The sequence below is a fragment of the Mesorhizobium sp. genome, from assembly GCF_005063415.1.
GTDB lineage: Bacteria > Pseudomonadota > Alphaproteobacteria > Rhizobiales > Rhizobiaceae > Mesorhizobium.
This window is the reverse complement of sequence record NZ_SUEG01000032.1, coordinates 32,432-45,904: the sequence shown is the minus strand read 5'-3', so window position 1 is coordinate 45,904 and position 13,473 is coordinate 32,432. Positions and strand designations below refer to the sequence as shown.

The window sequence follows — 13,473 nt, the reverse complement described above, 5'->3', positions numbered from 1 at the left end:
ACGGAAACCTGCTCGACCAGCTTTTGGGCAGTGAACCCGGTGCGCCCGACCAGCCTGACGAGCCCGACCAGGCTGAAGAACTAAATCAGCCGCGCAACATCCGCACCATGCTCAACAACGCCGACGAGTTGGGCCAGCCCCGCGGCGAATTCCGCACCATGTGCGTGCGGACCTGCGACGGTTATTTCTTCCCGATGTCGAATGCTGCCTCGCCGGGCGATTTCGAGCGCGACCAGAAGAATTGCGAATCGAGCTGCCCCGGCACCGAGATGCAGGTTTTCTACACGCGCGGCTTGAACGACGATTCGGCGTCGATGACGTCTTCAGTGACCGGCAGGCCTTATATCGAACTGCCGACGGCCTATCTCTACAAGCAGTCCGACATGCCGCGGCCGCCGGCCTGCGGCTGCAACGCCGCGCAGAATTTCGAAATCATCGCTGGCAACCCGCCCAGCCCGGAACAATCCGAAGCGAACGTGGAGACAACTCCGTTCATTCCGCTGCCGGTTGCCAGGCCTGATCCGGGCGCCGACCCGGAGACCCTGGCCAATGCGCAAGGCGGCCTCGACCGTGAGGCGATCAGACGCCTTGCCGTCAAACCCGTGCCCTCGCCGACGTCCCTGCCGCCGCCGGAACAGCGCAAGGTCAGGGTCGTCGGGCCAACGTTCCTTCCCGACCCAGCAGCGGCAACAGCTCTGCAAGCTCCGGACCCGAAGGCTGTCCCGTAAGCGCCAGCCTCAGCGGCATGAACAGTGCCTTGCCCTTACGGCCGCTCGCCGCTCGGATTTTGCCGGTCCAGTCTTTCCAGACGGTGCCGTTCCAAGGCTCCTCCGGCAGCAGTTCGAACGCTTGGCGAAGAAAGTCGCGGTCATCGTCGGAAAACTCCGCCGGCTCCTCTGGACCGTCGCGAAGTGTGCGCCACCAGATTGCTGCATCGGCCAGCCTGTCGAGATTGCCGCGCACCGCCAGCCAGAAAGGCTCGGCCTGTTCGCCAGAGATGCCGAGCACGATCAGCCGGTCGCGCGCCTCGGAAAAGGGCATGTGGTGCAGCAGCGTGCGGTTGAGCACGAAGAGCTCGTCCGGATCGAATTTGGCGGCGGATTTCGATGTTGCCGCCGGATCGAAGCGCTCGGCAAGTTCAGCCATCGTCGGCACCGCCACGACGTTTTCCGAGGTACCGACGAGCACCGCCAGCGAAGCGACTGCCATTGGCTCTATGCCGCTCTCACGCAGGCTCTGGATGGACAGCGCGCCGGTGCGCTTGGAAAGCCCCTCGCCTGATGCTGTTGTCAGAAGATTGTGGTGGCCGAACACCGGCGGCTCGGCGCTGAGCGCCCGGAACAGGGCTATCTGGACGCCGGTATTGGTGACGTGGTCGTCGCCACGAATGACATGGCTGACGCCCATCTCGATGTCGTCGATCACCGAAGGCAGCGTGTAGAGGTAGGTGCCATCCTCGCGCCGCAGAACCGGATCTGAAAGCGAGGCGAGGTCGACGGTCTCCTCGCCGCGCACCAGGTCGTTCCAGTGGATTTCGGTGCGCTCCGGCTGCAGCGGATCGCTGCTGAAGTTGGGTAGCAGAAAGCGCCAGTGCGGCCGCCGGCCATCGGCCTCATATTCCGCGACCTGCTCGGGTGCCAGCGTCAGCGCCTCGCGGCCATAGACTGGCGGCAGGCCACGCGTGCGGCGCACCTTGCGCCTCAGGTCGAGCTCTTCAGGCGTCTCGTAGCACGCATAGACGAGACGGGCCTCCTTCAGCCTTTCCAGTGCGGCATCATAGATTTCGACCCGCCGCGACTGATACTCCGTGACATCGGGGAAGATGCCCAGCCAATGCAGGTCATAAAGGATGGCGTCGGAAAATTCCTGCGTCGAACGGGCAACGTCGGTGTCGTCGAAGCGCTGGATGAAGCGACCCTTGTTTTTGATGGCGAACAGCCAGTTGAACAAAGCCGTGCGCGCATTGCCGATGTGAATGCGGCCGGTCGGTGACGGGGCGAAACGGACGGTAACTGTCATGAGCGGGGCGTACCGGATGGTTTTGCTGTTGACAAGACGCGCCCCCGCGCTCTGCGGCAGACATAGAACATGACGAAGACGAAGAAAAGACGGCAGCGCCGCGCGTCTATTAAGGCGCGCGGCGCCGTAACCGTCAGATCACCAGGCCTTTGGTCAGCTCAAGCGCCTGGCGTTCGAACAGCCTACGATAGATGCCGCCTTGCAACCGGATCAGCTGGTCATGCGAGCCCTCTTCGACAATGCGGCCGCGATCGAACACCAAAAGCCTGTCCAGCGCCCGCACCGTTGACAGCCGGTGGGCGATGACCAGCGTCGTGCGGCCGACCATCAAGCGCTCCATCGCCTGCTGGATCAGCACCTCCGATTCCGAATCGAGGCTCGACGTTGCCTCGTCCAGGATGAGGATGCGCGCATCGGCGAGGAAGGCGCGTGCGATTGCAACACGCTGACGCTCGCCGCCCGACAGCTTTACGCCGCGCTCGCCGACCAGCGTGCCATAGCCTTTCGGCAAATTGGCGATGAAGTCATCCGCGCTGGCCAACCGCGCCGCGTGTTCGATCTCGGCCTGCGTGGCGCTCGGCCGGGCATAGGCGATGTTTTCGGCCAGCGACCGGTGGAACAGGATCGGCTCCTGCTGGACGATTGCGATTTGCGCGCGCAGCGACGCCTGCGCGACATCGGCAATGTCCTGGCCGTCGATCAGGATATTTCCCGCAGTCACGTCATAGAGGCGCTGGATCAGCTTGACGAACGTCGTCTTGCCGGAGCCCGAATGGCCAACCAGCCCGACCCGCTCGCCCGGCGCGATATCCACCGAAAAGTCACGATACAGCGGCAGGCGGTGGCTACCGTAGTGGAACGTGACGTTGTCGAAGGTGATACGGCCATCGGTGATCCGGATCGGTTTGGCGCCGAGCCGATCCTCGATGCCGAGTGGTTCGGACTGGAAGTCGACCAGTTCCTCCATGTCGTTGATCGAGCGCTGCAGATTGCGGATATGCGTGCCGATGTCGCGCAGATAGCCTTGCAGCACGAAGAATGAGGTCAGCACGAAGGCGACGTCGCCGGCACTTGCCTGCCCCCACGACCACAAAAGCAGGGAGAACCCGATGACTGCTGCCCGCAAAAGCAGCAGCATCGTGCCTTGCGTGGTGCCGTTGACGGTGCCGCGCACCCAGGTGCGCCGCGTGCGGCCGCGCCATTTGGCGACGACCTCGGCAAGCCGTGTCTCCTCGCGTTCCTCGGCGCCAAAACCCTTGACCACCGCGTTGCAGCTCACCGCATCGGCCAGCGAGCCGCCAAGCCGTGTATCCCACGCGTTGGCAAGCCTTGCCGCAGGCGCGACATAGCCAAGCGACAGCATCGTCGTCACCGCGATGAACAGAACCGAACCGGTGGCGACGATCGCGCCCATCAGCGGCCAGAACCAGCCAAGCAGCAGCGTCGAGCCGACGAGCATGACGACCGACGGCAGCAGCGCGATCAGGATCGTGTCGTTGAGCAGGTCGAGCGCCCACATGCCGCGCGTTATCTTGCGCACCGTCGATCCGGCGAAGCTGTTGGCGTGCCAGTCGGTGGAGAAGCGCTGGACGCGGTGGAAGGCGTCGGCGGCGATATCCGCCATCATCTTCAACGTCAGCTCGACAATGGCCATGAACGCGAGATTGCGCAGCACGACACCGGTGAGCGCCAGGGCAACCAGCATCGAAAAGGCAGCCATCGCCGCATTCCATGCGACATCGTCGGCCGCGGCACTGCTGGCAACGGCGTCGACCAGCCGGCCGGAATAGAGCGGCGTCAGCACGTCGGCCAAGGTCGACAGCAGGAACGTGCCCATAATGCCGGCAAGCCGCCACGGCTGGCGCCGCCAATGGCTGAGCGTGAAGCCAAGAACGCTGCGAAATGCGCCCGCGCGCAAATCTATTCGAAAACGAGCCATGATGTCATTCGGGCGCAAACGAGCCCGATCCCGGAAAAGGTCGAAAATTGAAAAAACCGCGTCGGGCGAATTAACACCCAAGGAATGCGGAGGTTCGGCACATTTGGCGGCTCGCCCGAATACGGGCGGCGACCGGCATCGACGAACGCCTGTTCTCAGCTCGGCTTCGCCGCAAAGGTAAGAACCTTCTGGCTTGCCGATTGAGACCTAGGCTTCGCGGCCTCGCATAACGATGTCAAATCCTGGCATTTCGGTCCTCCCCAAGGGGATCGCGGAAAGGCGTTTATAGAGACGCCTCAACGCCGCGCCAAGTCAGTAGATAGCCCAAAGCGCATCTGGTCCAAGCAGTGAGACGATTTTGCAACAATCGCGGGTTGTGCGCTGCCTCTGTTCAGGTTGCCGGGATACGGTCGAAGCGCATATAGCGGCCGTCGGTGGAAGGCCTGAAGCCGAGCTTCTCGTAAACCGCGTGGGCGTCGTTGGTCGACAGGCTCCAATGCGTGACAGTCTTGCAATCCGGATGACCGATAAGCGCCTGGACAAGCCGGGTTCCGATGCCTTGCCCGCGATACCCAGGCCAGACAATGATGTCGGCGAGATAGGCAAATACCGTACGGTCGGTGATCGCCCGGCCGAAGCCGACCTGATTGCCGCCGACATAGGCGCCGACGCACAGTGAGTTGGCAAAGGCGCGGCGGTGCAGTTCATCGCTGCGGCCGCTGCCCCAATAGCTCTCCTTCAAAATGTCGGACGTCGCCCGGAAGTCGATCTGCGACAGGTCGAAGCTGATCTCAAAGTTGGCCATGGCTAAACCGTTATGCAGCCAATCGCCTACGCGCCATCCCTGAACCGGTTGGTAATGGGATAGCGGCGGTCTCGGCCAAAATTCTTCCTGGTGATCTTCACGCCGGGCGCCGCCTGCCGGCGCTTGTATTCGGCGACGTAAAGCAGGTGCTCGACGCGCGTCACCGTCGCCCGGTCATGGCCGCGCGCAAGGATCTCGTCGACGCCCATCTCGTTTTCGACCAGACACTCCAATATGTCGTCGAGCACTGGATAGGGCGGCAGCGAATCCTGGTCGGTCTGGTTCTCACGGAGCTCCGCCGAGGGCGCCTTGTCGATGATGTTGTTCGGTATCACCTCGCCGGACGGGCCGAGCGCGCCCGGCGGCACATGCGCGTTGCGCCAGCGCGACAACGCATAGACCTGCATCTTGTAGAGGTCCTTTATCGGGTTGAAGCCGCCATTCATGTCGCCATAGAGCGTGGCGTAGCCTACCGACATCTCGCTCTTGTTGCCGGTAGTGACCACCATCGAGCCGAACTTGTTGGAAATCGCCATCAGGATGGTGCCACGGGCCCGGCTCTGCAGGTTTTCCTCGGTGATGCCTTCCTTGGTGCCCTCGAAAAGCTGCGTCAGCGCGTGCAGGAAACCTTCGACCGGCTCGAAGATCGGCACGATATCGTAGCGGCAGCCGAGCGCGCGGGCGCAGTCCTCGGCGTCCTTGAGCGAGTCCTTCGAAGTGTAGCGGTAAGGCATCATCACGGCGCGCAGCCGTTCCTCGCCGAGCGCATCGACGGCAAGTGCCGCGCAGATCGCCGAATCGATGCCGCCGGAAAGGCCGAGCACGACATTCTTGAAGCCGTTCTTGTTGACGTAGTCGCGCAGGCCCAACATGCAGGCGCGATAGTCGGCCTCCTCCTTCTCCGGGATTTTCGACATCGGTCCGTCAGTGCATACCCAACCATCGGAATTATTTCCATTTTGCGCCCCTGCGGCGGCGCGGCTTCTCTTCCAGGTGGTGACGTTGACCGCCTCCTCGAACTGGCTCATCTGGAAGGCCAGCGTCTTGTCAGAACCAATTGCAAACGACGCGCCGTCGAAGACCAGCTCGTCCTGGCCGCCAAGCTGGTTGGCATAGATGATCGGCAGGCCGCATTCGATGACCTGGCGGATGACGATCTGGTGGCGGACGTCGACCTTGCCGCGATAATAGGGCGAGCCGTTCGGCACCAGCAGGATTTCCGCGCCGCTTTCGGCCAGCGTCTCGCAGACGGCAACCTCGCCCCAGATGTCTTCGCAGATCGGCACTCCCACGCGCACGCCGCGGAAATTGACCGGCCCCTGGATCTCGGGGCCGGCCTGGAAGACGCGCTTCTCGTCGAACTCACCGTAATTCGGCAGATCGAGCTTGTAGCGTTCGGCTAGGATCTTGCCGCCATCAGCAAAGATGATCGAATTGTGCGTGCCGGTCTTGCGCTTCAGCGGCGTGCCGATGATGAAACCCGGGCCACCGTCGGCCGTATCGCGGGCGAAATCCTCCGCCGCCCGTTCGCAGGCTTTCAGGAAGGCGGGCTTCAGCACCAGATCCTCGGGCGGATAGCCGGCAAGGAAAAGCTCGGTGAACAGCACGAGGTCGGCGCCCTGGCGGGCGGCATCCGCCCTCGCCTCGCGTGCCTTGGCAAGATTGCCGGCGACGTCGCCGACCGTCGGGTTGAGCTGGGCAACGGCGATGCGCAATATGTCTGGAGCGGTCTTGTCTGTCATGCCCGTGGGTTTAGCGCGGCAAAATTCGTCGGGCAATGGCGTTCGTTTGGACCAACCAATCGGTCCTATTCGCCCATATATTTGCGCAAGGCTTCCGGTGGATGGTTCTCGCCGATCGACATTGCCAGAATGCGCGAAATGTGTCGGCGCGGCAGCCCGGTTTCCGCCGCCCAGGCGTTGATCTGCGCCTGGATCCTGCCCAAATCCGTCTTCGATGTCGGGCTCTCCGCAACGTCGAGCCCAGCGTCGCGCAGCGCTGCCGCCATGTCGGCCGAGACGATGAAGGCGTCCCACTCCAGCCAGCGCAGAAAATACTGGCCGGTATTGCCGCCGAGCCGGCTGCCGTGCTTGCCGAGATAGGCCATCAACCCGACCTGGTCATCCGCGGGCCAATTGGCCAGGAACTTGCCGAAGCTGCCATGCTCCTTTGACACGCGCTCGACGAAGCCCGCGTTGTCGCGTACGGACTTGATCTTCTGCGGATTGCGGACGATGCGCTTGTCAGCGGTGAGATCGTGCCAGAAATCGTCAGGCTGGAACAGCAGCCGCTTCGGCTCGAAGCCAAGAAATGCTTCCTCGAAACCCGGCCATTTCTGCTCGATAACACGCCAGACGAAGCCGGCGGCAAAGACCCGCTCGGCCATGGTCGACAGGATCCGGTCATCCGCAATCTTTGCCACCGCGGCATTGTCGGGCATAGGGCCCAGCAGCGACGTAGGCGCTGCCTCTCCGCCTTTGCGTTTCGCTGCACGGGCGCGAATTTTCCGAAAATCCACCATTGTTTCCTGACCTATCGCGTCAATCTACCACTTCCCGTTTGAACCGGCAGCTTCTACCTCTATCGCTGACGACGGAGGCGACGATGAATAAAACGATCGAGGACATGGCAAACCGCTGGCTGAAGCGAAAGCCGGACGGCCTCAGCGCGCTCGAAAGCCGGGTGCTGCAATCAACGCTCGAACGCACCATGATCTCCAAGGACACCAACAAGGCCGTCGCCTTTCACCAGACGTTTGGCGATCGCCTGGCCGATACCATCGCCCGGATCGGCGGCTCGTGGTCCTTCATCCTGACATTCATTGGCTTCCTGATCCTGTGGACGGCAGGCAATGTCTGGCTCTTGTCGCGCGCTGCCTTCGATCCCTATCCCTTCATCTTCCTCAATCTCGTGCTTTCCATGGTCGCTGCCCTGCAGGCGCCAGTGATCATGATGGCGCAGAACCGCCAGACCGAGCGCGATCGTATCGACGCCGCCCACGACTATGAGGTTAATCTCAAGGCCGAGATCGAGATCATGGCATTGCACGAAAAACTCGACGAACTGCGCCACAGCCAAATCATCGGCATGCGCGACGAGATCGCTCGGGTGGCCGAGCAGGTGAAGCGCATCGACGACATTCTGTCGAAGCAGCGGACGTCTTCATGACGGAAGCCATCCATCGCCTCATTGAGCAATATGGTTTGGTCGCGGTTTTTCTGGGCTGCGTCGCCGAGGGCGAAAGCGCCGCCATCCTTGGCGGTTTCTTTGCGCATCAGCATGTCTTCGTCCCGTGGCAGGCCTTGCTCGCGGCGGCGCTCGGCGCCTTCGGTGGCGACACGTTCTTTTTCATCCTGGGACGGAGCTTCGCCGACCATAAATTCGTAATCAGGCTCCGAGCCCGGCCGGGCTTCAGTCACGCCTATCGCCTCGTCACCTCTCATCCTAACATCTTCGTGCTGTCGAACCGCTACATCTATGGCCTGCGCCTGGTCGGTGGTATCGCCGCCGGGCTGTCGGGCATCGCCGCGGCGCGTTTCGTCATCCTCAACGCTATCTCATCGGTAGTCTGGGCGGCGCTGTTCTGCACTGTCGGTTATGTGTTCGGGCTGGGAGCGGAGCGCATCGTTGGCCAGGCGCTGGCCCGCCACGAGCGGTTGCTGATCGCTCTGGCAATCGGCCTCGTTGTGGCCATCCTCGGCTGGTTGGCGTCGCACTTCCTCGCCAAGAGGGAGCTTCGCAAGGGAAGCTGATCGTCAATCAATGCCGAGCGCGCGGTCGCCCTTCTCGAGGATCAGCGGAATGATCAGGTCTTCCTCGTCGGCAAGATGCCGGGTCAACATGGCGATCAGCCGGCTGTTCTCGTCGGCATAGGCATCGGCGGCGAACCGCTGTTTGTCTTCGCTCTCCTGAAGCGTGCGGATGAAGGCATTTGCCGCCTGGGCATTGCGCTGCAGTCCCTCATGGATTGTATGGTGATCGGCATCCAGGATTTCGAAGCCGCGCTTCAGACGGGTCTCGGCCCTGGCGAAGACCGGAAAATAGTGATGGTCCTCGACATTGTGGTGGCCGTCGAGATTGCCGAGGAAATGGTTGAGGCGCGGCGCGAACCAGCGCGCGAATTCCGGCGCATTCAGCCTACCTTCTCGATAATCGCCAATACCATTGGTGAGCATGCCGCCAAGCTCGCGGAACATGTCGTGCCGCTGCAGCCACATATTGGCCATGCCGTGGATGTTGGCATGCGCCTGCCAGTCCTCGCGCGGATATTTTTCAGCCAGCCAGCGAAGATCGTCCGGCAGGCCCTCACGTTCAAGCAGCAGCAATCCGGCGGCATCGGCCATATCGGTTTCCTCAGACCATGATCCCGAAAAGTGGTACCGGTTTTCGGAAAAGATCATGGTCAAAACGAGAAATGCAGTGACGGCATGTAGTGTCTGAAACCTCAGATCGGTACCCCGACGATCCGCTCGATGACGGCGACGCCCCAGACGCCGGCAGCGATCACCACCGAAATCAGCACCGCCAGCGAACCGCAATCCTTGGCTAGCTGGATATCGATGTTGAATTCGCGGCTGAACGCGTCGCACGCCGCCTCGATGCCGGTGTTCAACACCTCGATCATGATCATGAGCAGCACCGCGCCGATCAGCAGCGCATAGCCGCGCCATGATTCCGAAAGGAACCAGCCGAGCGGCAAGGCAAGCACGAGCAGAACCAGCTCCAGCTGGAAGGCCTCCTCGCTGGCGGCCAGTTTGCGAAACGCCCGCACCGAATTGTAAAAAGCGTCGATCAGCCGCTGCATGCCAAAACCCTTCGGAATCACCGGCAGGGGATTAGCGCAATGGCTGGACCAAGGGAATAAGGCGACCTCTTCAAAAATCAGTCGCCTGCCACCTTGATCGATGGCGTCGACTTCTCGAACTGCGGCAGCCCGTCGTCGATGGCGTAATAGTCGCCCTTGTCGCCGACAAAGATATGACATTCTCCTTGAAGCCCGGTTGGCGCGTGGAACAGGCCTGCCATGACCGAAACATAGCCATCGTCGCTCGGCTTCCAGAACAGCAGAGAGCCGCATGTCTTGCAGAAGCCGCGCCTGGCGAACGAAGAAGCCTCGTACCAGGTGATGCTCTCCGCGCCGGTGATTGTGATGTCGCGATCGGCAACGTTGGTCGCCGCATAAAAATGCCCGCTCTGCTTTCGGCACTGCGAGCAATGGCAGTAGATGACACCGCGTAGCGGTCCTCGTGTCTGGAACCGCACTGCCCCGCACAAGCATGATCCGGTGTGACTATCAGCCATGTCGGCCTCCCGATGCAATTGCCATCGCTTCGCAGGATTCCAGTTTTGCGCGCGTTAGGCACGAGCAAATGCGACACCGGCGGGATTGAATACAAAAAGCGCCGGTTTTCGCCCGGCGCCTCTTCAATGACATCACAGTACAGATCGCATCAGCCGTTGACGACCTGCTTGTGCTGAACCGGATGGCTCTTCTTGAGCAGATCGGACACCAGGAACGCCAACTCGATCGCCTGGTCGGCGTTGAGGCGCGGATCGCAATGGGTGTGGTAGCGATCCTGCAATTCTTCGGCGGTGATGGCGCGGGCACCCCCGGTGCATTCGGTGACGTTCTTGCCGGTCATCTCGATGTGGATGCCGCCGGGATGCGTGCCTTCGGCGCGATGCACCTCGAAGAAGGTCTGCACCTCCTTCAGGATGCGATCGAACGGCCGTGTCTTGTATCCAGCGGCTTCGATGGTGTTGCCATGCATAGGGTCCGACGACCACACAACGCTGCGGCCTTCCTTCTGCACCGCGCGCACCAGCTTCGGCAGGTGGTCAGCAACCTTGTCGGAGCCGAAACGCGCGATCAGCGTCAGCCGGCCGGGCTCGTTCTCCGGATTGAGCAGGTCGATGAGTTGCAGCAGGCCGTCCGGCGTCAGCGACGGCCCGCATTTCAGACCGAGCGGGTTCTTGATGCCGCGGCAATATTCGACATGCGCATGATCGGCTTGGCGCGTGCGATCGCCGATCCAGATCATGTGGCCGGAGGTGGCGTACCAGTCGCCCGAAGTCGAATCGACGCGGGTCAGCGCCTCTTCATAACCGAGCAGCAGCGCCTCATGGCTGGTGTAGAAATCGGTCTCGCGCAGCGCGTAATTGGTCTCCGAGGTGATGCCGACGGCCTTCATGAAGTCCATCGTCTCGGTAATGCGGTTGGCGAGCGATTCGTATTTCTCCCCCTGCGGGCTGTCGGAGACGAAGCCGAGCATCCATTGATGCACGTTCTCCAGGCTGGCGTAGCCACCTTGGGCGAAGGCACGCAAAAGGTTGAGCGTCGCCGCCGACTGGCGGTACGCCATCTCCTGCCTTGCAGGATCGGGAATGCGCGACTTGGCATCGAATTCGATGCCGTTGATGATGTCGCCGCGATAGCTGGGCAGCGTCACACCGCCCTTGGTCTCATTGTCGGACGAGCGCGGCTTGGCGAACTGGCCGGCGACACGGCCGACCTTCACCACCGGTTGCGCGCCGGCAAAGGTCAGTACCACCGACATCTGCAAGAAGACGCGGAAGAAGTCGCGGATGTTGTCCGCGCCATGCTCGGCGAAGCTCTCGGCGCAATCGCCGCCCTGCAGAAGAAATGCGTCACCGGCAGCGACGGCTGCAAGCTGCTTCTTCAGCTTGCGTGCCTCACCTGCAAAAACCAACGGCGGAAAGGTAGCGAGCTGGGTTTCCGTGTTCCTCAGCGCGACAAGGTCCGGATAGGCAGGAACCTGCTGGATCGGCTTAGCTCTCCACGAATTCGGCGACCATTTCGTCATCGAAGCACCCAACGCTCTTTCAGGCGGACGCCATCGCCCGCCAATCCGCCCCATATGGGGTCGCGGCTCCATACACGAAGCCGATTTCCTATTCTAGACCGGAATCTCAGCGCTGGCGAATGACGGCCGGCGGCGAAAGTGCCGGCGCGGTTGTTGTCCAGAGCACCAGCGAGACCCGGCTACGCCGCCTTCTCCACCAGCCGCGCCAGCTGCGTCATGACAACCGCTGAGCCTGCCAGCCGCTTTTCGGGCGTCGCCCAGTCACGGCTGAAGACGACGCTCTGGTCGGGTCGGATTTTGGCCAGCGAGCCCTGTTCGCCGATGAGCTTGACCAGCCCGACCGGATTGGGGAATTCCCGCTTGCGGAAATGGATGACGACGCCTTTAGGCCCGGCGTCGAGCTTCTCCACGTTGGCCTTGCGGCAAAGCGCCTTGATGAAGACGATCTTCAACAGATGTTTTACCTCTTCCGGCAGCGGCCCGAACCGGTCGATCAGCTCAGCGCCGAAAGCATCGATCTCTTCCGTATTTTCGAGATCGCCAAGACGGCGATAGAGCGCCAGCCTGAGCTGCAGATCCGGGACGTAGCTTTCCGGGATCATCACCGCTGTGCCGACGGCGATCTGCGGCGACCAGCCGCCATCCTGCACCTCGCCGGAATCCTTCACTTCGGCCACCGCCTCCTCCAGCATCTGCTGGTAGAGTTCGAAGCCGACCTCCTTGATATGGCCCGACTGCTCTTCGCCAAGCAGATTGCCGGCGCCGCGGATATCGAGGTCGTGGCTGGCCAGCTGGAAACCGGCGCCGAGCGTGTCGAGCGATTGCAGCACTTTCAGTCGACGCTCGGCCGTATCGGTGAGCTTGCGGTTGGCCGGCAGCGTGAACAGCGCATAGGCGCGCACCTTCGAACGGCCGACGCGCCCGCGCAGCTGGTAAAGCTGCGACAGTCCGAACATATCGGCGCGGTGCACGATCAGCGTATTGGCGGTCGGTATATCGAGGCCGGATTCGACGATTGTGGTCGACAAAAGCACATCGTACTGGCCGTCATAGAAGGCGTTCATGATGTCGTCGAGTTCGCCGGGCGGCATCTGGCCGTGGGCCACGGCCACTTTCAGCTCAGGCACGGATTCGCGCAGGAAATCATGGATTTCCGCGAGATCGCTGATGCGCGGTACGACATAGAAGGAATGGCCGCCACGGTAGCGCTCGCGCAGCAGCGTCTCGCGGATGACCAGCGGATCGAAGGGGGAGATGAAGGTACGCACGGCCATGCGATCGACCGGCGGCGTGGCGATCAGCGACAGCTCACGCACACCGGTCAAGGCAAGCTGCAGCGTTCGCGGGATCGGTGTCGCCGACAGCGTCAGAACGTGGACGTCGGTCTTGAGATCCTTCAGCCGCTCCTTGTGCTTGACGCCGAAATGCTGCTCCTCGTCGATGATCAGCAGGCCGAGATTCTTGAACGAGATCGAGGAGCCGAGCAGTGCGTGCGTGCCGATGACGATGTCGACCTGGCCTTCAGCGACCCCCTTCTTGGTCTCGGCCAGTTCCTTGGCGCCGACCAGCCGCGAGGCCTGGGCGACGCGGATCGGCAGGCCGGAGAAGCGCTGCGAGAAGGTCTTGAAATGCTGGCGCGACAACAATGTCGTCGGCACCACCACCGCGACCTGAAAGCCTTCCATCGCCGCGATGAAGGCGGCACGAAGCGCGACTTCGGTCTTGCCGAAGCCGACATCGCCGCAGATCAGCCGGTCCATCGGCTTTCCAGCGCCCAGATCATCCATGACCGATTCAATCGCCGTTTGCTGGTCGTCGGTTTCCTCATAGGGGAAACGCGCTGCAAACTCGCCATAGACGCCTTCCGCCGGCACCAGCGCCGGTGC

Annotated in this window: 13 protein-coding genes; 3 read left to right on the top strand and 10 right to left on the bottom strand. The window is 62.1% G+C overall.

The features are described from left to right. On the top strand, positions 1 to 728 hold a 728-nt coding region (locus E5W70_RS11610), incomplete at its 5' end, for a DUF2865 domain-containing protein (protein WP_292657874.1). Here E5W70_RS11610 and E5W70_RS11605 read toward each other — a convergent pair. From E5W70_RS11605 to E5W70_RS11585, 5 genes are all read right to left on the bottom strand, one after another. Beyond that, on the bottom strand, positions 646 to 2,019 hold the full coding sequence (locus E5W70_RS11605) for a glutamate--tRNA ligase (RefSeq protein ID WP_292657871.1): 1,374 nt from the start codon (positions 2,017 to 2,019) through the stop codon (positions 646 to 648). The two genes, E5W70_RS11610 and E5W70_RS11605, sit on opposite strands and share 83 nt — an antisense overlap. A 133-nt stretch (positions 2,020 to 2,152) precedes the next feature. Beyond that, positions 2,153 to 3,958 (bottom strand): ABC transporter ATP-binding protein, encoded by a 1,806-nt coding sequence (locus E5W70_RS11600; protein WP_292657869.1) that lies wholly within the window; start codon positions 3,956 to 3,958, stop codon positions 2,153 to 2,155. Between the two features lie 391 nt (positions 3,959 to 4,349). Continuing rightward, complete coding sequence (locus E5W70_RS11595) at positions 4,350 to 4,763, bottom strand: GNAT family N-acetyltransferase (RefSeq protein WP_292657866.1); 414 nt, start codon at positions 4,761 to 4,763, stop codon at positions 4,350 to 4,352. 26 nt (positions 4,764 to 4,789) lie between these two features. Further along, complete coding sequence (locus E5W70_RS11590; protein WP_292657863.1) at positions 4,790 to 6,505, bottom strand: NAD+ synthase; 1,716 nt, start codon at positions 6,503 to 6,505, stop codon at positions 4,790 to 4,792. Positions 6,506 to 6,570: 65 nt separating this feature from the next. Further along, on the bottom strand, positions 6,571 to 7,284 hold the full coding sequence (locus E5W70_RS11585; protein WP_292657860.1) for a DNA-3-methyladenine glycosylase I: 714 nt from the start codon (positions 7,282 to 7,284) through the stop codon (positions 6,571 to 6,573). Between the two features lie 83 nt (positions 7,285 to 7,367). Between E5W70_RS11585 and E5W70_RS11580 the strand changes: the two genes are divergently transcribed. Both E5W70_RS11580 and E5W70_RS11575 read left to right on the top strand, forming a co-directional pair. Beyond that, entirely contained in the window at positions 7,368 to 7,931 is a 564-nt protein-coding gene (locus E5W70_RS11580) for a DUF1003 domain-containing protein (RefSeq protein ID WP_292657857.1), read from the top strand. After that, a complete protein-coding gene (locus E5W70_RS11575; protein ID WP_292657854.1) occupies positions 7,928 to 8,515 on the top strand; it encodes a DedA family protein in 588 nt (195 codons plus the stop codon). Before E5W70_RS11580 ends, E5W70_RS11575 begins: the two co-directional genes overlap by 4 nt. 3 nt (positions 8,516 to 8,518) lie before the next feature. Here the strand turns inward: E5W70_RS11575 and E5W70_RS11570 are convergent, their stop codons facing one another. From E5W70_RS11570 to E5W70_RS11550, 5 genes are all read right to left on the bottom strand, one after another. Continuing rightward, complete coding sequence (locus tag E5W70_RS11570; protein ID WP_292657851.1) at positions 8,519 to 9,106, bottom strand: hemerythrin domain-containing protein; 588 nt, start codon at positions 9,104 to 9,106, stop codon at positions 8,519 to 8,521. Between the two features lie 101 nt (positions 9,107 to 9,207). Then, positions 9,208 to 9,567 carry a diacylglycerol kinase gene (locus E5W70_RS11565; RefSeq protein WP_292657849.1) on the bottom strand — a complete coding sequence of 120 codons (360 nt, stop codon included), beginning with the start codon at positions 9,565 to 9,567 and terminating at the stop codon, positions 9,208 to 9,210. Between the two features lie 77 nt (positions 9,568 to 9,644). Continuing rightward, on the bottom strand, positions 9,645 to 10,064 hold the full coding sequence (locus E5W70_RS11560) for a GFA family protein (RefSeq protein ID WP_292657847.1): 420 nt from the start codon (positions 10,062 to 10,064) through the stop codon (positions 9,645 to 9,647). Positions 10,065 to 10,213: 149 nt separating this feature from the next. Further along, a complete protein-coding gene (locus tag E5W70_RS11555; protein ID WP_292657844.1) occupies positions 10,214 to 11,587 on the bottom strand; it encodes a class II 3-deoxy-7-phosphoheptulonate synthase in 1,374 nt (457 codons plus the stop codon). Between the two features lie 179 nt (positions 11,588 to 11,766). After that, positions 11,767 to 13,473, bottom strand: a 1,707-nt coding sequence (locus tag E5W70_RS11550; RefSeq protein WP_292657841.1) for a TRCF domain-containing protein, incomplete at its 5' end; no start/stop codon positions are given.

Excerpts from the sequence above, each read along its gene's own strand:
- E5W70_RS11580 (WP_292657857.1), top strand. The coding sequence starts at position 7,368 with ATGAATAAAACGATCGAGGACATGGCAAACCGCTGGCTGAAGCGAAAG.
- E5W70_RS11585 (WP_292657860.1), bottom strand. The coding sequence starts at position 7,284 with ATGGTGGATTTTCGGAAAATTCGCGCCCGTGCAGCGAAACGCAAAGGC.
- E5W70_RS11590 (WP_292657863.1), bottom strand. The coding sequence starts at position 6,505 with ATGACAGACAAGACCGCTCCAGACATATTGCGCATCGCCGTTGCCCAG.
- E5W70_RS11600 (WP_292657869.1), bottom strand. The coding sequence starts at position 3,958 with ATGGCTCGTTTTCGAATAGATTTGCGCGCGGGCGCATTTCGCAGCGTT.
- E5W70_RS11575 (WP_292657854.1), top strand. The coding sequence starts at position 7,928 with ATGACGGAAGCCATCCATCGCCTCATTGAGCAATATGGTTTGGTCGCG.
- E5W70_RS11605 (WP_292657871.1), bottom strand. The coding sequence starts at position 2,019 with ATGACAGTTACCGTCCGTTTCGCCCCGTCACCGACCGGCCGCATTCAC.
- E5W70_RS11555 (WP_292657844.1), bottom strand. The coding sequence starts at position 11,587 with ATGACGAAATGGTCGCCGAATTCGTGGAGAGCTAAGCCGATCCAGCAG.
- E5W70_RS11570 (WP_292657851.1), bottom strand. The coding sequence starts at position 9,106 with ATGGCCGATGCCGCCGGATTGCTGCTGCTTGAACGTGAGGGCCTGCCG.
- E5W70_RS11595 (WP_292657866.1), bottom strand. The coding sequence starts at position 4,763 with ATGGCCAACTTTGAGATCAGCTTCGACCTGTCGCAGATCGACTTCCGG.
- E5W70_RS11565 (WP_292657849.1), bottom strand. The coding sequence starts at position 9,567 with ATGCAGCGGCTGATCGACGCTTTTTACAATTCGGTGCGGGCGTTTCGC.
- E5W70_RS11560 (WP_292657847.1), bottom strand. The coding sequence starts at position 10,064 with ATGGCTGATAGTCACACCGGATCATGCTTGTGCGGGGCAGTGCGGTTC.